20 protein-coding genes are annotated in these 22,587 nt (G+C 47.8%); 9 read left to right on the plus strand and 11 right to left on the minus strand.

All coding sequences use genetic code 11. The features are described 5' to 3' along the window. Window positions 1-3: 3 nt before the first annotated feature. From LRP49_RS12160 to LRP49_RS12175, 4 genes are all read right to left on the minus strand, one after another. Window positions 4-891, minus strand: coding sequence for a DMT family transporter (locus LRP49_RS12160; RefSeq protein ID WP_274142462.1), 888 nt, complete (start codon window positions 889-891; stop codon window positions 4-6). A 9-nt stretch (window positions 892-900) separates the two neighbouring features. Continuing rightward, window positions 901-2,202, minus strand: a complete 1,302-nt coding sequence (locus tag LRP49_RS12165) for an APC family permease (RefSeq protein ID WP_274142463.1) — start codon at window positions 2,200-2,202, stop codon at window positions 901-903. A gap of 206 nt (window positions 2,203-2,408) precedes the next feature. Continuing rightward, window positions 2,409-3,827, minus strand: a complete 1,419-nt coding sequence (locus LRP49_RS12170) for a permease (RefSeq protein ID WP_274142465.1) — start codon at window positions 3,825-3,827, stop codon at window positions 2,409-2,411. 138 nt (window positions 3,828-3,965) lie between these two features. Further along, complete coding sequence (locus LRP49_RS12175) at window positions 3,966-4,214, minus strand: hypothetical protein (protein ID WP_274142466.1); 249 nt, start codon at window positions 4,212-4,214, stop codon at window positions 3,966-3,968. A 446-nt stretch (window positions 4,215-4,660) separates the two neighbouring features. Here LRP49_RS12175 and LRP49_RS12180 point away from each other — a divergent pair, with 446 nt between their 5' ends. Continuing rightward, window positions 4,661-4,957 (plus strand): winged helix-turn-helix domain-containing protein, encoded by a 297-nt coding sequence (locus LRP49_RS12180; protein WP_274142467.1) that lies wholly within the window; start codon window positions 4,661-4,663, stop codon window positions 4,955-4,957. Between the two features lie 63 nt (window positions 4,958-5,020). Here the strand turns inward: LRP49_RS12180 and LRP49_RS12185 are convergent, their stop codons facing one another. Next, window positions 5,021-5,476, minus strand: coding sequence for a methylglyoxal synthase (locus tag LRP49_RS12185; RefSeq protein WP_274142469.1), 456 nt, complete (start codon window positions 5,474-5,476; stop codon window positions 5,021-5,023). Window positions 5,477-5,652: 176 nt separating this feature from the next. Beyond that, a complete protein-coding gene (gene mobB / locus LRP49_RS12190; RefSeq protein WP_274142471.1) occupies window positions 5,653-6,234 on the minus strand; it encodes a molybdopterin-guanine dinucleotide biosynthesis protein B in 582 nt (193 codons plus the stop codon). A 277-nt stretch (window positions 6,235-6,511) separates the two neighbouring features. Here mobB and LRP49_RS12195 point away from each other — a divergent pair, with 277 nt between their 5' ends. Together LRP49_RS12195 and LRP49_RS12200 are read left to right on the plus strand one after the other, a co-directional pair. Further along, window positions 6,512-7,012, plus strand: a complete 501-nt coding sequence (locus LRP49_RS12195) for a hypothetical protein (RefSeq protein WP_274142472.1) — start codon at window positions 6,512-6,514, stop codon at window positions 7,010-7,012. A 51-nt stretch (window positions 7,013-7,063) separates the two neighbouring features. After that, on the plus strand, window positions 7,064-8,143 hold the full coding sequence (locus tag LRP49_RS12200) for an endonuclease/exonuclease/phosphatase family protein (protein WP_274142474.1): 1,080 nt from the start codon (window positions 7,064-7,066) through the stop codon (window positions 8,141-8,143). Window positions 8,144-8,157: 14 nt separating this feature from the next. Here LRP49_RS12200 and LRP49_RS12205 read toward each other — a convergent pair whose 3' ends face one another. The 5 genes from LRP49_RS12205 to LRP49_RS12225 form a co-directional block, all read right to left on the minus strand. After that, a complete protein-coding gene (locus LRP49_RS12205; RefSeq protein WP_274142476.1) occupies window positions 8,158-8,415 on the minus strand; it encodes a hypothetical protein in 258 nt (85 codons plus the stop codon). 115 nt (window positions 8,416-8,530) lie between these two features. Next, the gene (locus tag LRP49_RS12210; RefSeq protein ID WP_274142478.1) at window positions 8,531-9,688 is read right to left on the minus strand and encodes a flavohemoglobin expression-modulating QEGLA motif protein; all 1,158 of its coding nucleotides are present in this window, start codon (window positions 9,686-9,688) and stop codon (window positions 8,531-8,533) included. A gap of 279 nt (window positions 9,689-9,967) precedes the next feature. Then, window positions 9,968-10,198, minus strand: coding sequence for a hypothetical protein (locus tag LRP49_RS12215; RefSeq protein WP_274142479.1), 231 nt, complete (start codon window positions 10,196-10,198; stop codon window positions 9,968-9,970). Between the two features lie 130 nt (window positions 10,199-10,328). Next, the gene (locus LRP49_RS12220; RefSeq protein WP_274142480.1) at window positions 10,329-12,155 is read right to left on the minus strand and encodes an ABC transporter ATP-binding protein; all 1,827 of its coding nucleotides are present in this window, start codon (window positions 12,153-12,155) and stop codon (window positions 10,329-10,331) included. A 160-nt stretch (window positions 12,156-12,315) separates the two neighbouring features. Continuing rightward, complete coding sequence (locus LRP49_RS12225; protein ID WP_274142482.1) at window positions 12,316-15,477, minus strand: chitinase C-terminal domain-containing protein; 3,162 nt, start codon at window positions 15,475-15,477, stop codon at window positions 12,316-12,318. 432 nt (window positions 15,478-15,909) lie between these two features. Here LRP49_RS12225 and LRP49_RS12230 point away from each other — a divergent pair, with 432 nt between their 5' ends. From LRP49_RS12230 to LRP49_RS12255, 6 genes are all read left to right on the plus strand, one after another. Beyond that, entirely contained in the window at window positions 15,910-16,551 is a 642-nt protein-coding gene (locus LRP49_RS12230; protein ID WP_420791554.1) for a GntR family transcriptional regulator, read from the plus strand. Further along, the gene (gene prpB / locus LRP49_RS12235; protein ID WP_274142484.1) at window positions 16,548-17,420 is read left to right on the plus strand and encodes a methylisocitrate lyase; all 873 of its coding nucleotides are present in this window, start codon (window positions 16,548-16,550) and stop codon (window positions 17,418-17,420) included. Before LRP49_RS12230 ends, prpB begins: the two co-directional genes overlap by 4 nt. Before the next feature lie 53 nt (window positions 17,421-17,473). Next, on the plus strand, window positions 17,474-18,610 hold the full coding sequence (prpC, locus tag LRP49_RS12240; RefSeq protein WP_274142485.1) for a bifunctional 2-methylcitrate synthase/citrate synthase: 1,137 nt from the start codon (window positions 17,474-17,476) through the stop codon (window positions 18,608-18,610). A 22-nt stretch (window positions 18,611-18,632) separates the two neighbouring features. After that, complete coding sequence (locus LRP49_RS12245; RefSeq protein WP_274142486.1) at window positions 18,633-20,084, plus strand: bifunctional 2-methylcitrate dehydratase/aconitate hydratase; 1,452 nt, start codon at window positions 18,633-18,635, stop codon at window positions 20,082-20,084. A 78-nt stretch (window positions 20,085-20,162) separates the two neighbouring features. Next, complete coding sequence (locus tag LRP49_RS12250; protein WP_274142488.1) at window positions 20,163-22,055, plus strand: propionyl-CoA synthetase; 1,893 nt, start codon at window positions 20,163-20,165, stop codon at window positions 22,053-22,055. 101 nt (window positions 22,056-22,156) lie between these two features. Next, window positions 22,157-22,564, plus strand: coding sequence for a glycine zipper 2TM domain-containing protein (locus tag LRP49_RS12255; RefSeq protein WP_274142489.1), 408 nt, complete (start codon window positions 22,157-22,159; stop codon window positions 22,562-22,564). The last annotated feature ends 23 nt before the right edge of the window (window positions 22,565-22,587 follow it).

Here is a 22,587-nt window from a genome sequence, read left to right on the forward strand (position 1 = left end):
ACGTTATCGATGCCGCTGTCCATATAAGGTGTAGGTAACGAGCGTCAGTAAAATGATACCAGCACCCAGTGCGACCGATGCCGTAGGTGCCTCTCCCAGAATTAACCACACCAGAAGCGGCCCGAAAAGTATCTCTAGTAATAGAATCAGGCTGGCTTCCGCGGCAGGAAGGTAACGTGGACCAAGGTTGATAAACAAAAACGAACAAGGAAGAACCACGCCGCAGAGTAAGAAAACGTACAACCCATGCAGTGGCGTAAGCGCAAAAGGGTCTGCACCAGCAAACAGCGCAATGCCTGCCGTAAACAAGCCGCCATAAATAAGAAAAACCGTCGCGTATTTTGCTTGCGTTTTTCGGAGCATGATCAGGTAAACGGACATCGAGAGGGCCGTGACCAAAGCAAGTGAATCGCCTTTCAATTCAGCTTGTGTGGGTTGGTAGCCGAAAACCAGCCAGATACCGCCGACAGAAACAAGAATCGCGATGATGGTTGAAAGCGAAAGTCGCTCTTTAAGGAAAAAGAAGGCTAATACTGCGGTGATAAGCGGGGCGGTATTGGCAATCACCAATGTACTGGTGACTTGCGTGTTATCGAGTGAGAAAACAAAGCAAATAGTCGAAGCTGCAATCAGGGTTGCCGTGAGCAATGTGCTTAATGCAGGCTTTACAAAATGGTCTTCAAGCACACGCTTGTCCGTGCGCCATTGAACCAACAAATAGACCAAAGAGGGTAGCAGCCCGCGCCAAAAAATGAGCGTCCATGGGTCACTGTCAATTAAGCGGACAAGCAGACTGTCGAAGCTTAATATCATCACACCAATTAGCGTGTATACGCGGCCCTTGGTTTCATCTTGCATGTGTGAAAGCTGTTGGTTGAAGGCTCCGAACATTGACCGCGTTTATTCCTGTTTATCAGTTATCGTTGGTGGTGTTTTCCAGCCAATGGCGAGACTCACGAAAATCGCTGCGGCAAGCGTGCCGCACTGGAGCCAAAGTCCAGCCATAATCATTTCAGCGATAAACGTTGTAAAAATACCGACCATAAAAACAAACCCTAGCACCAGTAAAATGGCGTTGGCATGGCATTCTTTTCGTCTTCGCCAGCACACGACAAAGACGGCGATATAGCAGGCCAGAAAGGTTGCACTCGCCACGTTGGCGATGAATGACAGGTTGAAAAAATTTGTCAGTAACATGACCAATGCAATCAAAAGGAAAAACCCCTGGCTGCCACCGGCAAGTAACGTTTTCCTAAATACAGGAGGAAGAATACCTGATCCTCCCATCTCTTTAGAGACATTCAGCATGGAAAATATGTTTGCCACGATGGAAGAGGCCGTCGCAAAGAGTGCCGCAAGTGATACAAGGAAAAAGCCGAAACTACCGAGAATAGGGGCCGCAGCTTGAGCGACTGCGGTGTCGGTATATTTGATCAGATCTTCGGGGCTGACGTTTCCTAGCACCACAAGCGCAAGAACCACGTACAGCACGATCACGAGCCCTATCGCGAGCATAAAAGCGCGAGGCATATCTTTTTCCGGATTGGTGACATCTGCAGATGCACTGGCCATCAATCCAAAACCAGAATAAGCAAAGAAAGCGAGGCCGACACTGGAGAACATCATTGATGTCTGCACGTCTTGGTGCACGTTTAGCATTGATGGCTTGAGTGTAATTGCACCGACGATGATAAACAGGAAAAGAATGACAAGTTTTACGGCAACCAGAATCAGTTCAACACGGCCTACCGTTTTTGCCCCCAACAAATTAAGGATTGTCAGCAATATCATAATGCCTGTGGCATAGATATTTGCCCAGTCACTGTGGTCGGGTTGATGAAGAATACGTGCGGTATATGCCCCAAATGCTTTGGCAATCAGGGCCAGCGTCAAAATGAGAGTGATGAGGTATAAGCACGCGAGAGCGCGCTCGATGATAGGAGAACCAATACCCAACGCGAAAAAATCAGTGACGCCGCCGCGAGATGGGAATACGGCACTTAACCGCGCATAGGAATATCCAGAGAACAACGCCGCGATACCAGCGAGAACAAAGGCAATCCATGTATCTCCACGTACATTAATAGCGATTTGGCCCAAGAGCGCAAAAACACCGGCTCCGACCATTGAGCCTATTCCGAGTGCGGCAACACCCCAAACGCTCATGTGCTTGTGATGGGGGAGCGGATTTGAATCAGACATCCATTTTCCTTGGGGCGACTGCAAACAATTACCTAGGAGGATAGTTCATCAGGTTACGGCCAGATGACGCGTATCAGTGACAAACGCAAGGAAGACGAAGGAACGAATTCTGCGAAGTTGTTCCCGACAAAAACTGGACGCTTCAGCCTGATCTAACTATCGACCATTTAATGTAAAGCGGGGACGTTATGCGCCCCCGCTCATGATTACATGCTCATTCCCATTCCGGCATTGGCTTTCTTACCGACGTTGTAAAACCAAACCGACAGAGGTATGAAGATCAAGTTCATAATCGTCGTAAAGTTCATGCCAAATCCGTCTTGAATCAAAGGTCTTAGTGACGCGTCGTTAACGGCAAAGCCCAGCGCATGGAATACCACGTCAACACATAGACCGGTTAAGAGAATCGCGATAAACAGCAGGCCAACCATCCATTTTGCAGGGCGATGACCGTAATATTTTTGGTAGACCCGCATCATCGGAATGGTCAAGACATCGGCGAGGATGAAGCCAATGACACCGCCAAAGGAAATCCCGCCGTGCCAAAGTGCGGCGGCAAGAAGCAAGTTACCGACAGAGCAAACATACGCAATCATGGCCACGAAAATGCCAATGATCACATCGAGGAATGAATGCAACCAAACAGGGAGGTTGGCATCACTACTAATGAACAGTGCGCGCCAGCCGTCCAATGGGACAATCGCGATCAGCAATGAAGAGACCACGACACCAATCAATATTTCTTTGCCTATCATCGCCAAGTCCATATGGAAAAAACCGGCGGCTTTGGTCACCTTACTCGGTGTGGTATGTGACATCTCATGTGTGCCGGAACCATGCATATGCTCGTGTGAAGCATGGTTCATTGCACCCATATCCATGCCACAATCGTCGGCTGCTTTCTCGTGATTCATGTGTTTATGGTCTTCATGGTGCATGCCGCCCATGTCCATGCCACAGTCGCTTTTGGGCTCGTCGTGATGCATTTCACTGTGAGTATGCATACTATGGTCATGATGCATATGCTCGTGGTTTTCGCTATGCATGCCCTCCATGCCACAATCGTCGGCTGCTTTCTCGTGGTTCATGTGTTTGTGGTCTTCATGGTGCATGTCGCCCATATCCATTCCGCAATCGTGTTTCGCAGAGGGGGCACCTTCTGAAGCCAATTTTTCACGCAGTTCATTCTCGACGTCTTTCGGGAAGAAGCGAGAGAAAAGCAATGCAACAAAGCAGATAAGCAGCAATCCACCAAGGATTTCCCCCCAGAGAAATGTCCAGCCAAGTAAAGCGACGAGAACAATAAACATTTCAACGATGAGGTTGGTGCTTGACACTAAAAAGGCCATCGCGTTAGCCAATGTGGCCTTTTTAAGAAGTAACGTGTGGGAAAGAGAAGCCGCTGCGTAAGAGCAAGAGGACGAGACTACACCCAATAATGTAGTAATGGATAAGCTTCTTACACTGGTATGTCCAAGGTGCGTTGAAACGGTATCAACCGGGAGCATATTGCGGATAAATGATGACAGCATCAGGCCGAAGGCTAAGGGCCAATATATCTGCCAAACCATGTTGAAAAAGACATCCAGAATGTGAAAAACGATATTGCTATCACCACTTCCCATGGTTGAATCCTCATTTGGTCAGTTTGGAAGTAAGGCTAGTCGTGAGTCATGCATGTTGGTGTATCACCTAAGATGCAAGCCTGTAACAACGAAGCCCGCGTGAGGCGGGCTTCATCTGCAACGAAGGATTTTTATCGGTTATTCTTCGTCATCGTCCGGACCCATGACGATGGTGACTGGGCCGTAGTAGTGATGGTGATGGTGAGTTGTTCGGTGGTGGTGATGTGTGCCTTTGTGGGTGTCTACGCCGCCGTGTAAGTGATGACCGTGGCTAGGCTCATGTGCACGATAGTCCATATGATCTTTATTGTGCTTATGCTCTACATCTTCACCGTAAGCATGTTCCATTGTTTCATGGGTGGACACTTTGGTTTTTTGCTGAGCCATAATGGCCTCCTTGTATGGATAGTTGTTTGTCTGTAAAGCGTTTTTGCTTAACTTGATTTCATTGTAACGCCGAAAAATCACGTTACAGCAGCAGGAAATCTGAAATATAAGTTCTCGCTGACTTTCGAAAATCTTCGCTTTCATCGAGACCAATTGCCCATAACAATGAACACGGGACGGTAGTGATGTCGATGAGTTGGCTTCCTCCTGCCCACAATGGTCCGCATGTGTTTAGTCAACACCTAGTCTGGCATTAAACCCTTTCGGTTGAGGTTCTATTGGCGTGTCATTCCTGAGATAAAGCGGGAAAAGCGATGAGGACTGAGAGGTGTAAAATATGGCTTTCTATTGCTACTTCTGTGAGCCTTGGCACCGAACATCACTGCCGTTCTTTTTCCTTAACGCATAGCCGTTACACTGATAGGAAATAAAAAGGAGGGATTCATTTGTCAGTACCCAGCAAAACCAAAACCAGCTTTTATCGCCGTCTATTAGTGGCTTATCTTATTGAACAAGGGGTCAATACTGTCCCTGCCATTATGAATGAAACAGGCATGCCAAGGCGTACGGCACAGGATACGATTGATGCGTTGGGCGAACTGGATATCGACGTGCAGTTTGTCGGAGCGAATAAAAATGGTGGGTATCAAATATCAGATTGGGGAGCCATCAATAAAACGTGGGTGAAGAAACACCTTGTTTTGATCAAGGACACTCTGAATTATCCGCTGTCTACGAGCTAGGTTTCATCTATAAAAAACGCCCAAGAGCTGGGCGTTAAAAATCACTGCGTTGGGTATCAATGATTATAGGCGTTCTGCTAGGTAGGCATCGTAGTCTGGTACTTCGATTTCAACTTCTTGCGCCATTTTTGGCGAAGTGATGAGATAGCCTGCAGATGCGCGGTTAATCGCAACGGGAATATTCCACACAGCAGCAATACGCAGCAGTGCTTTAACATCAGGGTCATGCGGTACTGCACTCAATGGGTCCCAAAAGAAAATTAACACATCGATTTTCTTTTCACAGATCATGGCACCCAGTTGCTGGTCGCCACCCATAGGGCCGCTCATTAAGGATGTGATTGAAAGTCCAGTCTCCTTGCTAAGTAAATTCCCCGTAGTGCCAGTGGCATAAAGCGAATGTTGAGAGAGGCTTTCTCTGTTTTCTTTTACCCAGCGAACCAGCTCGGACTTACAGTGGTCATGAGCAACAAGAGCGATTTGCTTGTGCGAGTTTACTTTTCGAGTGGTGGACTTCATTCTTAACTTCTTTATTTATAGATAAATCAGAAAGCACATTCTGAATGATGTTTGTTGCCAACTGCGACAACTAACGGCGATTTTCCCGAGAGGGATCAGTTATTCGTATGCTGTGATTGTGACATGTCTCATATCTGTATTCACCTGTCTATCACATTGACTCGTGATGGAAAGCACTAATTATTTGAGAAAGCGCGGTATTTTTGTTCTGCCTCACCATGATCAAGCCAGTGCAGGATGAAACGCGAAACCTGTGTCGCTTGGTTTAAATCCAACACCGTAAGGGCATCATCGACTTTCTTCTCAATTGACGCCGTGTCGTCCGTGGCAATCGCAATAATGTTTTTATCGTTCTGGGAAAGAAGTGGTTTCTCGTAACTCGGGCGGTACACCTCAATTTTGGTCAAAGTGGCATCACGAAAGCCTTCTACCAGAATTACATCCAAGCGCAAATGGTCGAGTTGTGCCAAGCATTCGGTCAATTCTGGCTCTCTTTCCTCACCGTCATCGTGGTATTCGAAAAAAAGCATATGTCGTTTAGCCGTTGCGAGAAGCAACTGGTCGCTACCCGCGTATCGCAAACGATAACTGTCTTTTCTCGGAGGGTCGGGTTCGATTGTGTGGTGACTGTGTTTTAGTACACCTACACGGAGTCCTTGAGCTTTTAAATGTGGAATAACTTGCTCAAGAAGCGTAGTTTTTCCAGAGCCACTGAAACCCGCAAAGCCGATAACGGGAGTTAACTTGTTGGAATCCATAATCTTCATTGCCCTAAATGAAAAGTGTCATTCTAAAAAGTGATAAGGTCCAAAATAAATCAGTACACGCACAAGATTAAGACGTGCACGATGTCAAAGAGGCACTACAGTTAGTCTTAGTTAATCGTTGTTCTCTAAAATACAAACCAACACGAGGCTTGGCTAGGCAAGTATTCTATGCATCACAAAGTTCTTATGGAAAAGCGATTGTGGACATTAGTTGGCTTGATCCTGACTCGATAACTGCGGATACACCTGATTATCACGGAGCGATAATATGTGGGTTACACTCGATTTTGAAGCTTCAGGCCTCACTGATGCTTCATATCCGATTGAAGTTGGCTACAGTCTACCTGATGGGTCAAGCGTTAGCTTGCTTATCAACCCCGAATCTTCCTCTGAAAACTGGCACTACTGGGATGATTACGCCGAGAAGGAAATACACGGCATAGACAGGCGAGAGCTTCTCACGAAAGGCGTGTCGGTGTTTGATGTATGTGCGCACCTTAACAGTTCTCTATGTTTTTATGATGACGTCATTTGCGATAGTCAGTGGGATTTGTTTTGGTTGGGTCGGCTCTACAAAGCGGCACACATGCGTCCGACATTTACCTTGACGGAAGTCGGCCACTGGTTGCAACGTATTGAAGGCATACAAAAGTCAGATTTTGTTGATGCAATGGACGCACTTGGTCCAGCACCTCATCGAGCAGAGGCGGATGCAAAATACATTCGCGATGCATTATCAAAGCTTCTAAACAAGCAAAGCTGTTCTTAGAAGGTCGCACTAGGTTACCATTTGGTTCTCTGACCCAATGGTGACCGCTAAATGACAGGCAAGACAGTTCGATTCGCAACGTTTAACGTATCAATGTCTGCTGACATGCCCACGCGAATGTTCGATGAGCTTCGGCAGAACAGCAAAAGAATTCAGAAGCTTGCCGCCATTATTCAGCACGTTAACCCTGATGTCTTGCTGCTTTGCGAATTTGATCACCCCGGTGAAGGTGGAGACGACGGCTCTTTGGCGTACTTTTGTAGCGAGTATCTCGACGTCAGCAATTTTGGTGGTTCAGCAGTGCAGTATCCTTATCGATACCTTGCGCCTTCTAACACGGGATTACCGATTCTGGCGAATGATGATGTTTCAAATTCGCCAGAACGTGCGCAAGGTTTTGGCTGTCATCACGGCCAATATGGGTTTGCTGTCCTGAGCCGTTACCCGCTGCGAGTCGACGACGTTCGTTCGTGGCAAACCTTGCTATGGAAAGATTTTCCCCAATCTCGACTGCCTGTCGATTATTACAGCCCAGATGTAGCAAGCAAGCTCAGATTGTCGTCTAAAAATCATGTCGCTATTCCGGTGGATCTTGACGGCACGTCAATCACCCTTGTTGCTTGCCATCCAACGCCACCAGTTTTCGATGGTCCAGAAAAACGAAACCTTAAAAGGAACGCAGACGAACTAAAATTGCTTGAAGCCATTATTTCTAATGACCAGAGGTTAGTTGATGATGATGGAAACAGTGGGGGGATTTGTGCCGATATGCCATTCGTTGTGATGGGGGATCTGAATGCTGATTGCCTAAATGGCGATGGTGATAAACTGGCCATTGGTTCCTTACTTGGCCACGCTAGGATGAACGACGACAAGCCGCCTAAAAGTCAGGGAGCGCTTGAATACCTGGCAAGAAATAAAGGTCAGAACAAGGCGATGGCGACACACAATCGCGGCTTAAGGCTTGACTATGTGCTGCCGTCTAATGACTTGAAGGTGATAGACAGTGGCGTTTTCTGGCCACTGAAGAATTCTGCGCTTCACGCGTTCATCACAGACAAACGAGGCCGATTGTCGTTTGATGCCCCTTCGGATCACCGCTTAGTTTGGGTGGACGTTGCGTTGATATAAGAGGAGCGTTTGGGTTAATTCTCTAACTTTCTTGCGACAAGTTTGCCAAGAAAATACCCTGCACAAAAGATAGCAAGAAACACCAACGCAGAGGCTGCATAGGCCGCGATATCTGGCAAACCTAGCCCAAAGCCGAAGCTAAAGCTGAGCCCTAAAAATGCCTCTTGAAGCCAGTGAGTAGCTGGCGCGTTAACGCTCATCCCGATGGCAGCGATAAACGCCAAGAGTGCTAAAAGCCCAATTTTTAGGCCAATGAGGGTCGAACGTTGCATAAAAGGCTCCTAAATGAAATCGGAGCCAGTATACCCAAACTACCTGTAAATGCGCTATTTCAGAAAGTATCAATACATGCAATTACAATACTCAAGTGATTGAGACATTGATTAATTACTTGATGGCATGCGTGATAAATCGACGTATTTCGTCGTTATCTTGAGGCGCGTTGAAAGACGGTGTGATCTTTTTCGGTGGGATGAAAATGCCTTTTTCAACCAAACGATTAATTTGCGGGAGGTGCTTCAAGGCTGTTTTTCCACAGAGTAGATTCATAAATCCCTCTTCTTGCTCATAAGCGTTGAGCACTTCATGGAAGCCTTTTAGATAAAGATAATCTTTGGTGAAACCACCACCTCGGAATACTCGCGCAGTGATGGTAAACGCCAGATTTCGCTCAACACCATACTGTTCTTTCAGCATCATAAAGGTGGTGCGGAAAGATTTATCTTTAATCATTGATTCGACAGCTAACACACGAAGAGCCAGTATTTTTAGGCGTTTGATTGACAAGTGGCCAGCTAAATACTCACTTAAAATAGCCATGCCTTCTTGGGTCATGGTGTTAACAGGGCATCCAAGCGACAGGATTTTTAACGGCTGCGCACGCGCATTGAGGGTCGTCACCAAGTGCACGCCTAATTCGTGATGCGCAAGGGCGTTTGCTTCTATCAACGGAACTTGAGCGCAAGAGTTGATTTTAACTGAAGTGCCGGACACCAGGGCGTTGGCAATCATGTTGTCGTCAATCAGCAGTTGGTAATCGTAACCTTCACCTTGTGCAAAGGCTTCCATAATATGCTGGATCCCTTGCGCGTCTACCAAGGCGCACTCATCGTCGTCTGAGTCAGGTAAATGCAAAATAAAGGTAGCGTTCCGAATGTCTTTTTCGGTCGGCTCTCCAAAATAGCGGAGTGAGTTATAAAGGAACTCATTGCTGCCAATGCTTTGCAACTGATCGACTTTATCCGCGTAAGACACGATGACATCTTCATAAATGGTTTGAAGATCGGGGTCTTCGACTTTTTCGACAGGTAGATTGAACAAATGGCGTTTTAGACGGAACGCATTTGTCACGTTTTCTTTGTAGGTAAATGTGGGCTCGAAAGAGTAATGGCGCTTGAAAAAGTCCGCTTTCTGCTCTTTGTAATTCTGAGGGCTAACGGCAGAAAGTATTTCTATACCATTCACCAAATTGAATAGCGCATCATCAAGCTTGGCAGCATGGAGCAGATCCGTGCATGGCTGATAGGTCAAACATCCAGTATCCAAAGTTACATCCCTCAATTGCCCCCGGACAAGGTTTCTTGTCACATCCTTGGGTACAACAAGATATTGAGTATGCTTCGGTTTTGTGATTCCCACAACAAAAAAGTGGAATGATAGCGAAGGGGAGTGGGTGGGAAAAAACGAGAGTAAACCGCCAAGTTACGATTGCCAAACAACCTGAAGATGTCGCTGCCAACGGGTCTCTATAAAACGCGGGTCTTCAGGTTGTTTTGATATACCGCTCAGTATTCAGCAACGCTATATGTCATCAGCATCAAGCTGTTATAGACATTGCGCGAGCTGACCTTTTTTAGACGATGCCAACACACATCCGCGCTCACTGTCTGAGGCTGCTTTACATTGGCTCATGAGTTCACTGCTAGACGGGGCTAATGCACCCAATACTTTCTGGGCGTGGCTAACCACTTTGTTGCATTGGCTAACAGGAATAGGATCGTAATCAGAGCATGCAGACAGAGTTAGAACGGTAACAGCGAGAAGAGTGAATCGCATAGTGGCTTCCTTTAGTTAACGATTGTCTTTCGCTAAGGGTAGGAGATGATTCTCAACTCTGCGACAAAATCAAAGGGATGCTTATGCATCCCTTTTTAATAACTGGCCGTCGTTAAGTGAAAAACGAATGTTAATCGCCGATAAATCCGCCAGTTTGATGTTGCCAAAGTTGCGCGTAGATGCCGCCTGTAGCAATCAATTCTTGGTGGGTACCTTCTTCGACAATCTCACCTTGATCCAAGACGATCAAGCGGTCCATGGCTGCGATGGTTGAAAGACGGTGAGCAATGGCGATAACGGTTTTTCCTTGCATCAATTGATAGAGGCTTTCTTGAATTGCCGCTTCAACTTCAGAGTCGAGGGCAGACGTGGCCTCATCAAGAATCAGGATAGGTGCGTCTTTAAGCAAAACACGAGAAATGGCGACACGTTGACGTTGCCCACCAGACAGTTTTACGCCTCGCTCACCCACCTGAGAGTCATAGCCGTGGTTACCATGAGGGTCACTAAGTGTTTCGATAAAGTCATGCGCTTGTGCTTTTCGACTGGCTTCTAACAAGTCTTCTTCTGTCGCGTCAGGTCGTCCATAAAGGATATTTTCTCGAATGGAGCGGTGAAGCAAAGACGTATCTTGCGTTACCATGCCGATATTCGCGCGTAGTGAATCTTGCGTGACTTCTGAGATGTTTTGACCATCAATACGGATTTCTCCGCCTTCAACATCATGAAAGCGCATCAGTAGATTGACCATCGTAGACTTGCCTGCACCGGAGCGTCCAACAAGGCCGACTTTTTCGCCAGGCTTGATACGAAGGTTTAGTTTTTCAATCACGCCTTTGCCTTCGCCATAGTGGAAGGAAACATCGCTAAATGCGATCTCACCTTTTGGTACATCAAGTGAAGGTGCATTGGGGCTATCTGTGACTTCTACGGGTTTTGATAAGGTTCTCATACCGTCTACAACGGTGCCGATATTCTCAAACAGAGAACCAATTTCCCACATGATCCATTTCGACATGCCATTAATGCGCAAGGCGAGGCTCACTGCAATAGCGATAGCACCGATGGAGATTTGGCTATCGAGCCACAGCCATATAGATATAGCTGAAATAGCGAAGACCAGAGCATAGTTGATGATCTCCACAGCGATATTAAAGCCAGTCGCTAGGCGCATTTGACGATAAACCGTATCCATAAAGGTCTCCATACCTTCTTCTGCATACGAAGTTTCTCTGTCAGTGTGTGAGAACAGTTTGACGGTGGCAATGTTGGTATAACTGTCGACAATACGTCCCGTCATGAGCGATCTAGCATCCGCTTGTTCGGTCGAAACAGCTTTCAGTTTTGGAACGAAATAGAGCTGAATACCGATATAAGCGAGTAACCAGACCAGCAAGGGAAGCATCAGTCGAATATCGGCTTGCCCAACGATAAAAAGCATACTGAAGAAGTAAACTGAAATGTATACCGCTACATCGAGCAATTTCATCACGGTTTCGCGTACAGATAAGGCGGTTTGCATCACCTTAGTGGCGATGCGCCCGGCAAAGTCATTTTGATAAAAACCAATGCTTTGCTTTAACAAGTATCGATGCGCTAACCAGCGAATTGACATGGGATAGTTACCCAGCAAAGACTGATGCAGTACCAGCGAATGAAGGGCGACAAGTAGCGGCATGCCTAAAATTAAGGCTCCCATCCAAAGTAATGTGGTCCCTTCATTGGCGAGAAAAGTGCTCTGTTCTTGGCTAGAAAGCCAGTCGACGAGTTGACCAAGAAAGCCGAATAAAGTGACTTCAGCGATAGCAATAAGGGCAGTAAGGCAAGACATAAGCAGCAGCGGCTTCTCAAACCCTTTTGTATAGTGACGACAAAAGGCCAGCAAGGAGCTGGGCGGTTGTTCCGGTTCTGCTTGCGGGAAGGCAAGTGTTATACGTTCAAAGAGTTTAAAAAACATACGGAATTAGTCTTAAAAATGTCAGGGAAAATGGTCAAAAACAACGCGTATCATACGCTCTCATCGAGAAAATGACAGGGTATTTCAGTGGGATATGCAAAAGAAAAACCGGCCATAGAGGCCGGTTTATGATTAATTTAACTCTTTGTTTTAATGCGCGTTAGCCACACACTTTGCTCCAGCTACCGTCGCTACCTGGCACAGAGGCAGTCCACCAGTTTGCTTGGTAGATAGCACCTTCATGCACCATTTTGTCACCGGAGTTGGCGTGACTTGGGTTTCCTGCCCAGTCTTTCTGCGGGAAGTTTGGATAAACATTAAGGCCAGTGGTATCACACGTGCCTGGGTCTGGATTACCCGGGTCAACCGGACCTGCGCCCAGATCAGCCAGAGGTAAATCACTGTACTCAAACGCTAAGGCGTACTCCACACCATTAATGTTCACGGTGTAGTTCGCAGGGCCAGAAATTGGCAGGTAGTACACCATATCTAACTCATACGTTTCACCCGCAGCCAGTGTTTTCCAACCAGGCAAAGAGAAAGATACGCGGTGCATGTTACCTTCCAGACCACCAATGTTGTTGGCTTTAGTGTGACCAGACGAAATGACGCTTAGACCGCCACCAGATTGATCTTTCGCGTTGTCAGGTGCAGAGGTTGGAATGTCGAACTGGAATTCGGTTCCACCCGGTAGATCAGTACCTGTGTTGTTGGTAAAGGTGACTTTTGGATTAATTGGGTAGTTTTGATCACCCACTTTAAATCCGCCGACAGAGACTGCGATATCAACTGCTTCAGTAGGCATCGGCACTTCTGAAACCTTGTTACCATAAGGGGTGGCCGCCGCGAACTTGTCATAGATCGCTTTGGTCATGCTGTTACCCATATGGAACTCACCATTACCTGTCGCACAAGCATTTTCAGTCTTGTCGATAGTGGTAGTACGGTTACCGTTTGCATCAAATACGTAACAGTTATAGTCACCTGCCAGTTCCCAGAACATGATGCCGCCAATGCCTTTATCGATGACGTAATCAGATTTCACGGAAACCGATGCAACATCTTCGGTAGACAGGAAGACTTTCTTCTCTGCGTTCCACAACCAAGGTGCAACGGCAACGCTGTCATAGTTGCGAGCGTAGCTGCCAGATAGCACGTGAGCTGGGTTAGTCGCTGGGTCTAGTTGATACGCGGATGCATAGCTACCAAAGACACCATTTTCGAGGTTCTTGGCATGCCACATTGGGTTAGAGCCTGCGCCCATTTCTTCACCACGGGCATTTTTGTCATGCCACATGTTGTCGATACCAATCGCACCGTTACCACAATTGTTCTTCTCACCTTCACCTGTGCCAGGGGCACATTCAGCTTGGTTTGGAAGCGCAGCTTTACCCCAAAGGCCGTTTTCGCCGCCGGTCACACCTTGCCAACCACGGGTGTAGTAAGGAACACCGATGTTAATACGGCCTGCAGGCATTGAGCCACGGAAGTAATGGTATGCCCAGTCTGTATTTAGGTAACCGATACCGCCGTATTGGCTAGTGCCGTAAACGTTCCACGCTGCCAGTTCAGAATCTTTACCTGTGTCATACAGTGCCGCATTGTGACCTACGTGGTCATTCCAAGCGCCGTGCAAGTCATAGGACATGATGTTGACGTAGTCGAGGTACTTAGTGACATCGAATGTTTCCATACCGCGCAACAGGTAGCCTGAAGATGGTGCTGCGATAGTCAGCATGTAGTGAACGCCATCTTGCTCAGACGCACGGTCAACCTTTTCACGCAGGACTTTCATTAGCTCTTGGTAAGATGCCCACAAATAAGCGCGACGTGGTTCCATAAACGCTTTATCGTCTGGGTTACCCGCACCCGCCATAGAGGTTGGGTATTCGTAGTCAATATCTAGGCCGTCAAACTTGTATTGACGCATCATCTCAACAGCTGAATCTGCGAATTTTTGAATGCCAGCGTGGTTGATTGAGCCATCAGCATTGGTGGTCATGGTGTAGAAGCCACCGTCTGCCACGCGATTACCGTCAGTTCCGAAGTGACCACCCGTTTCAGCCCAGCCACCTATTGAGATGAGGGTTTTAACGTCGTGCTTCTTCTTGTAGGTTGCAAGCGCACCAAAGTGACCTTTAAAGCCCAGTGCAGGATCAACTTCAACGCCCGGCCATTCTTTGTTAACTGCAACGTTAGCTGGGTCATTCACATCACCAACGTTTACTTTGCCATCTGCGCCAATGCTGACGAAGGCATAGTTGATATGAGTGAGTTCTTCCCAAGGGATGTCTTTTACAAGGTAAGCGGCTTGTGGGTCATCACCTGAACGCCAACTGGTGAAGTAACCAATAATACGGCGAGGGTGGTCAGTGCCCATCAGTTCACGGCCATCTGCATCGTAAATCGTACAGTAAGGAACGTTCACACCTTCAGTTTGGTACAAGCCGTCAGGGCGACAGTTTGAAACGGTTGGTTGTCCGGTGACGTTGATAGAGATGAGCGAAGAATCTGTTGCGGCTCCGTCATTGTCAGTCGCTTTTGCATAGACAGAAATGTTGCCCGCAGTGTTTGCTACCCAATCCACACTAAATGGTGCGGATGTTGCTGAGCCAACGAGTTGACCAGCGGCATAAAAGTCAACGTTAGCGATGGTGCCGTCTGTATCAGCAGCGTCGGCCGTAAGCGTAACAGTCGCACCTTGGTCAACGGCCAGAGCGGAAGCATTGACAGAAACAGTTGGTGGCTCATTATCTGGAACAACGTTACCCGCTTGGACAGTGACGCTGACACCAGTACTTTCAGTCACCGCGCCTTTGTCATCCGTCGCTTTCGACGAAATTGTATGGTTTCCTTCTGTCGCATTCCAGCTGACAGAGTAAGGTGCTGTCTTATCAAGACCAACGGATACACCGTCAACAAAGAATTCAACGCTTGCTACTGTGCCGTCAACATCTGCAGCTGTTGCGGTAATCGTGACAACGTCACCGTTTGTGATTTTGTCAGTAGTGGTTGGGGAATCTAGCGAAACAGTGGGGGCTTTATTAGGAGGCGGCTCTACAGTGCCAGTGTCACATTGGTCAACGAGCTTCCATTCTTGATACTGACCAGATGATGTTGCTGGGTTGTTGCCCATTGTCCACCAATTGGCTTTATACACATTGTCTTTATGTTGGACGGTAGAGCCACCGCCGTAGGCCTTGTCAGCAGACCATTGTTCGATGGTCGAACAATCGGTTGCAGCCTGCGCGTTGAAAGCAAACATACACGCGACGGCGACAGCCGACAGCGTGAACCCTTTGCTAGAGCGTGTAACATCCATTGTGAATCCCTCGAGAAAAAATAATTTACCTATTGATTTATATGTAATTAACGCAACTTAAATTGCGCAATAAATAAAGTAGATGAGTTCGTTGAAGGAAACATTGCTCATTTCGTCAGAGTTAGATCTGTAGTCGGTAACTGGGAATAAAATCTTGCTTGTTCTGGTAGCGATTCACAGTTTCAACTGCATGAATTTTTCAGATGACAAGCCAAATTGTGCGGTAAGTACAGAGTGGATGTTAATGTGATGTAGACTAATGTCTAACAATGATTGTTGACAATATTCTGTATCAATGCGGTTTCTTAGGCTATAAATTAATCATTACTGATTATATTGTCGACAATGAATGGTTATTTGCGGGAGCGGTTAACAAATTGTTGTGAGTGGCAGAGGGTGTTTACTTTGAAAGATGTGACCAAATCCGAGGGAATGACCGAGTGGCTGATTGAAGCCATTGTTTCTGGAAAATTCCATTCCGGTTCTAAAATTTCGGAGCCCGAATTATCTCGAGAACTAAATGTGAGCAGGGGGCCGCTTCGTGAAGCCATGATGCGTTTAGAAACCATGGGACTCATCGAGCGCATACCGCATGTAGGGGCGCGAGTGGTGACGATTAGTGAAGCGCAACTCTCTGAAATCTATGCGGTGCGTGAGGCATTAGAAGGAATGGCTATTCGACAAGCATGTGCACACATTACCGAGCGAGAGCTTGAGAGTCTGCGCGCGTTGCTCGTTCGTCATCAGCAGCATATCGATGAAGTGGATGGTGCGACCTATTTTCATCAACAAGGCGATTTTGATTTTCACTATCGCATCATTCAAGCAAGCAGAAACAGCAAGCTAATTGGGTTGCTGTGCGATGAGCTGTATCACTTAGTTCGGATGTATCGAAAACAGTCGACACGAACGCAGTCCCGACCAGAAAGGGCATTGAATGAGCATTTTCAAATTCTGACTGCACTGGAAGATCGTGACGCAGAACTTGCGGAAATGTTGATGCGCAGACATATACGTCGAAGTGGACAGTTAGCTGCAGCAAGGCTGAAAGATCATAAGGAGATGGCGTCATGAGTGCAGGGAAACGATTTCGAGAAGCCGTTAATAGCCATAAACCTCTTCAGGTGATGGGTACCATCAATGCCTATACCGCGATGATGGCGGAGCAAGTGGGCCACCATGCGATTTACTTGTCAGGTGGCGGTGTCGCCAACGCGTCATTTGGCTTGCCAGATCTTGGCATGACCTCGCTGAATGATGTTCTGGAAGACGCAAGACGGATCACTGCCGCATCAAATCTGCCCTTGCTTGTTGATATCGACACGGGATTCGGCGGTGCGTTTAACATCGCGCGTACCGTGAAAGAGATGGAACGTGCAGGTGTGGCAGCGGTTCATATTGAAGATCAGGTTGCTCAGAAGCGGTGTGGTCATCGTCCTAACAAAGCCATTGTCAGCCAAGGCGAAATGGTCGATAGGGTGAAGGCGGCAGTTGATGCCAAGCAGGATAGCAACTTTGTCATCATGGCGCGCACAGATGCACTGGCTGTGGAAGGAATGGAAGCCGCGATTGAGCGGGCTCTTGCTTGCGTCGAAGCAGGAGCAGACATGATCTTCCCAGAAGCGATAAATACACTTGCGCAGTATCAACAATTCACAGACGCACTCAATGTGCCCGTTTTGGCGAACATCACAGAATTTGGCCAGACACCACTGTTCTCGGTATCGGAATTGGGCGAGGTAGGGGTATCGATGGTTCTCTATCCGCTTTCGGCATTCAGAGCGATGAATCAGGCGGCACTCAACGTTTATGAGCAAGTTAAAACCGAAGGGCATCAGCGAAGTGTGGTTGCGACGATGCAAACACGCGAAGAGTTGTACCACTATCTTGGTTATCACGACTACGAGCAGAAACTCGATCAGCTGTTTAGCGAAAACAACTGATTTTTGAACGGACGCGTTATCGGAAGGAAGTCATTAACGAGAAGGAGCGAACCATGCCAGACAGAAACAAACCGCTTGGTGGTGAAGGGCTGCGAGGTCAAAGTGCAGGCAGCACAGCGTTATGCACGGTAGGTAAAACAGGTACCGGATTGACTTATCGAGGTTATGACATTACCGACTTGGCGAATCACGCGGAGTTTGAAGAAGTTGCCTATTTACTCCTAAAAGGCAAACTACCCAATCAGTCTGAGCTTGACGCTTATAAAACACGTCTCGTTAATAAACGCGGTCTTCCTGCTCCGTTGCGTGAAGTCTTAGAGCGGATCCCTGCCGATGCGCATCCAATGGATGTGATGCGAACTGGCTGCTCAATGTTGGGTAACATTGATACCGAAACAGACTTCTCTGAGCAAGAAGATAAAACGGACACCTTGCTGGCGCACCTGCCTGCCATTATTTGCTATTGGTATCGTTTCTCCCACGATGGCGTTCGTATTGATACCTCGGAAAGTCGGGAAAACAGCATCGGTGGGTATTTTCTCGACATGCTGTTTGATCATTCCCCCTATGATCTTCACACGCGCGTGATGCACTGCTCCTTGGTGCTTTATGCCGAGCATGAATTCAATGCTTCTACATTTGCAGCCAGAGTGTGTGCCTCAACACTTTCTGATCTCCACTCTTGCGTGACTGCCGCCATTGGTACATTGCGAGGCCCGCTGCATGGTGGCGCGAACGAAGCAGCGATGGCGATGATTGAAAACTGGCAAACCCCTGATGAGGCAGAGTCAGCATTGATGGCAATGCTGGCGGAAAAAGAAAAAGTGATGGGGTTTGGTCATGCGATTTACAGGGAGTCAGATCCACGAAATACGTTAATCAAAGCGTGGTCAAAGGCGTTGGCTGAATCGGATGACGAGAAGGTGCTCTACGCGGTCTCTGAGCGTGTGGAATGGGTAATGAAGCGGGAGAAAGACTTGTTCCCGAATGCAGATTTCTACCATGCGTCGGCGTATCACTTTATGGGAATACCCACCAAATTGTTTACCCCAATATTTGTGATGAGTCGCGTGACAGGCTGGTGCGCGCATATTTTCGAACAACGCGAAAACAACCGGATTATTCGCCCTAGTGCGGACTACACTGGACCCGATCACCAAGATTGGCTACCGATTGAAAAACGAAACTAATTGACTCAGGGAAGGATAGAAAATGTCACAGAACGTTGATTTTAACCAGCGACCCGCGCCGGATGAGCTGCTGCAAACCATTGCTGATTATGTGTGTGATAAAGATATCACATCAGCAGAAGCCTACAATACGGCGAGGAATTGTCTGATGGATACGCTGGGGTGTGGCTTATTGGCGCTCCGTTTTCCTGAGTGTACCAAACACATGGGGCCGCTGGTGCCGGGAACAACCGTCAGACATGGTGCGCGAGTACCGGGTACCTCCCATGAGTTAGACCCGATAACAGCAGCGTTCAATATTGGTTGCATGATTCGTTGGCTTGATTTCAATGATACTTGGTTGGCGGCGGAGTGGGGGCATCCTTCTGATAATTTGGGCGGTATCTTGGCTGTGGCAGACTATTTAAGCCGAGTGGCTGTGAGTGAAGGGAAGCCGCCTTTAACCATGGACGTGGTATTGACGGCGATGATTAAAGCGCATGAGATCCAAGGCGTTCTGGCACTGGAAAATAGCTATAACCGTGTCGGTCTTGATCATGTGCTTTTGGTGCGTGTTGCGTCGACAGGTGTGGTAACACGTATGCTTGGTGGCTCGCGCGATCAGGTGATTGATGCGCTGTCTCAAGCATGGGTAGATGGCTGTGCTCTTCGCACCTATCGCCACGCGCCAAACGCAGGCTCAAGAAAGTCTTGGGCTGCGGGTGATGCGACGTCGCGCGCCGTTCGTTTGGCCATGATTACCATGAAAGGAGAGATGGGATTACCGTCTGTGTTAACGGCTGAAAAATGGGGCTTCTACGATGTCTTATTCAAAGGCGAGACCTTCAAAGTGAATCAGCCGTTCGATTCGTACGTGATGGAAAATGTGCTATTCAAAATCTCCTTCCCCGCAGAGTTCCACGCGCAAACTGCAGTGGAATGCGCCGTTAAGCTCCATCCACTTGTAGCGGATAGGTTGGACGAGATTGACCGCATAGAGGTTACAACACATGAATCAGCGATTCGTATCATTTCTAAAGTCGGTGATTTAGCGAACCCAGCAGATCGCGACCATTGTTTGCAATACATGATTGCGATTCCCTTGATCCATGGCGATCTGGTTGCGGAGCATTACGAAGATGACGTCCACCGTAGCGACCCTCGTATTGATGCGTTGAGAAACAAAATGGTGATCAGCGAAGACAGGCGTTATACCGAAGAATATCTGGATGCGGATAAGCGCTCGATAGCCAATGCAATTCAAGTGTTCTTCAACGACGGTTCGTCCACGGAGAAAGTTGAGATTGAATACCCCATTGGGCATAGACGTCGCCGTGAAGAGGGCATTCCTGTCCTCGAAGCGAAGTTTAAACGTAACTTGCTCACACGATTCCCAGTGGGTCAGGCTGAAAAAATCGTTGCACTTTGCAGTGATCAGACAGCGTTGATGAAAACGCCCGTTAATACTTTCATGGAGATGTTTTCCATAAACTGACCTTCGATACCCCGGCGGTAAACGTCGCCGTCGGGGCATCTATCTCGACAGGATACAGCGAACGACTCCGCGTATAACGTGGCAAGGAGCGAGACAATGTCGTCCTACCAAAGTACTTTCAAGCAATCGGTTACCGACCCCGCCACTTTTTGGCTAGAACAATCGAAACAGATTGATTGGTTTACACCGCCCAGCATAGCGATTCAAAGCGACGAAAATGGCATAGAGCGTTGGTTCCCAGACGGAGAGCTAAATACCGCTTATCTAGCGTTAGATTATCATGTGGAAAATGGACGAGGCGACCAAACGGCTTTGATCTATGACTCGCCAGTGACCGGCAAAAAAGCACAGTACAGCTATCGCGTATTGCGAGACCAAGTCGCAACGACCGCAGGAATGCTATCTGAGCTTGGCGTGGTGAAAGGGGACAGGGTCATAATTTATATGCCAATGATCCCTCAGGCTGTATTTGCCATGCTGGCCTGCGCCAGACTCGGTGCAATTCATTCTGTTGTATTTGGTGGATTCGCCCCGAATGAGCTTGCCGTTAGAATTGAAGATGCTGAACCAAAAGTACTGTTAACCGCGTCTTGTGGCATAGAGGTATCAAAGGTCATTCCTTATAAGCCGATGGTTGATAAAGCCATCATGGATAGCCGCTGGAAGCCGGAGCATGTCGTTGTTTACCAACGACCAGAAGTGCAAGCCTCGTTGGATCAAGAACGCGATGCGGACTGGGCGGCGCTATTCGAGAAGGCAACGGCGCATGACTGCGTTCCTGTAAAAGCGACAGACCCACTCTATATCTTGTATACATCGGGTACTACGGGAAAGCCCAAAGGCGTCGTTCGCGATACTGGCGGTCACGCGGTTGCCATGAAATACAGCATGTCGACCGTATACAATGTCAGCCCTGGCGAAGTTTACTGGGCGGCCTCCGATGTAGGCTGGGTGGTTGGACACTCGTACATCGTTTATGCGCCGCTTATTCATGGTTGTACAACAATTTTATTTGAAGGTAAGCCGGTTAGAACACCCGATCCGGGGGCGTTCTGGCGAGTGTGTGATGAATACAATGTTTCAGTGTTGTTTTCTGCGCCTACAGCGTTTCGTGCCATCAAAAAAGAAGACCCAGACGGGCAAGAAATCCAAAACTATCCAATGACTACCTTAAGAACCATTTTTATGGCGGGAGAGAGATTAGACCCACCGACGTTGGAATGGGTGGAGCTTCATACTGGCAAACCCGTTGTAGACCATTGGTGGCAAACTGAAACAGGTTGGGCAATTGCGACCAATCCCATTGGGCTCGAAAGCTTCGTGACGAAACCAGGGTCTGCAACCAAACCTACCCCAGGGTTTGACGTACAGATCCTAAACGAAACGGGTCAAGCATGTGCGCCGCTTGAGCAAGGATTTATTGCCGTTGAACGGCCCATGCCACCAAGTTGTCTCGCCACAGTGTGGCGTAACCACGATAGATTTGAATCTGGCTACCTTTCTCAGTTTCCAGGTTACTACGTATCTGGAGATGGTGGATACATAGACGAAGATGGGTTTCTGTTTGTGATGGGGCGTATAGATGATGTGATTAACGTCTCTGGGCATCGGCTCTCAACCGGGGAAATGGAGGAAATTCTCGGTGGTCATGAGGCAGTTGCTGAATGCGCAGTTGTTGGTGCTTATGACGAACTCAAAGGCCAAGTGCCGCTAGGGCTTGTGGTGCTAAAAGATGGTTACTTTTCGAACCAAGGTGACATAGAAAAAGCGTTGGTTAAGAAGGTGCGTGACGAAATTGGTCCGGTGGCGTGTTTTCATCGAGCAGTGATTGTCGACAGGCTGCCAAAAACGCGATCCGGCAAAATACTCAGGCGTATAATTCGGCAGATTGCAGACGGTGAAAGCTATACCATACCGTCGACAATCGATGACCCAGCCAGCTTGGAAGATGTCAGTAATGCTATTGGCTAATAAAACTCAGTTATCGCCGAGGTAAGCACAGCTAATTAGCGGCATTCATCAAACTTATGAATAATTTAGGCATTGCTTAAGATTATGGCTTGGAGAATGTAATGCGACTGACGAAGAAAACCTCCGGTGCATTTATGGCGTCAATATTGGCCTTATCGTTGGCGGGTTGTGCGTCATCAGAACTTGATGCCGACAATGAAAATGCCTCACGTAACCGTGGTGCAGTTGGTGGCGCATTACTCGGTGGCACAATGGGTCTACTGCTGGGTGAGCCAGAGTTGGCGGTTAAAGGTGCTGTTGCTGGTGGTGTGGCAGGCGGCGTGGCGGGCTCTATGAAAGATTTAGAGGACGCTCGTTCCAAAGAACAAACTCAAATAACAGCAGATGCTATTCAGCAAGATACACGCTCTGATGCTGAAAAGCGTGTCGCCGAATTAGAGGCAGAAATCCGTCTTCTTGAGTTAGAAAAGCAGCTAAAAGCGATGGAAGAGGAAAGGGAAAGTGCATAATGGAAAAAGCCGCTTAGCGTAAG

The sequence above is a fragment of the Enterovibrio qingdaonensis genome, assembly GCF_028683135.1.
Classification (GTDB): Bacteria; Pseudomonadota; Gammaproteobacteria; order Enterobacterales; family Vibrionaceae; genus Enterovibrio; species Enterovibrio qingdaonensis.